This is a genomic window from Methanoculleus sp. UBA413 (genome assembly GCF_002502935.1).
GTDB lineage: Archaea > Halobacteriota > Methanomicrobia > Methanomicrobiales > Methanoculleaceae > Methanoculleus > Methanoculleus bourgensis.
Genome location: NZ_DAQR01000101.1, coordinates 1 through 247 on the forward strand (window position 1 = coordinate 1; position 247 = coordinate 247).

The following is a 247-nucleotide window of genomic DNA, read 5'->3' on the forward strand; positions in this document are numbered from 1 at the left end:
TACGCACTGTTTTGGGAATGGCCCCTTCAACCTCCTCAGTGAGCCCTAGTTCAAACTCATGGCTAGTGACACGCTTTGGCTGGCACCCGATGATCGTGATATCGACGATATCCTTGAGCCGCTGTAGCGGCTCGGAGAGGTCCCACGAGTGGACATCCCGGTATGCGCCCGGCGGCAGGTCCTCAGGCCGGAGTTTCGTCACATCACCGGGTTTTGCGCCGAAGTCGGCGATATCGATGATGATCAG

At 57.9% G+C, this 247-nt stretch carries 1 protein-coding gene; it reads right to left on the bottom strand.

From position 1 onward, the window contains the following. Positions 1-247 (bottom strand): hydrogenase maturation protease (locus BP858_RS08335; RefSeq protein WP_286879279.1); only part of this gene is annotated, 247 nt, incomplete at both ends.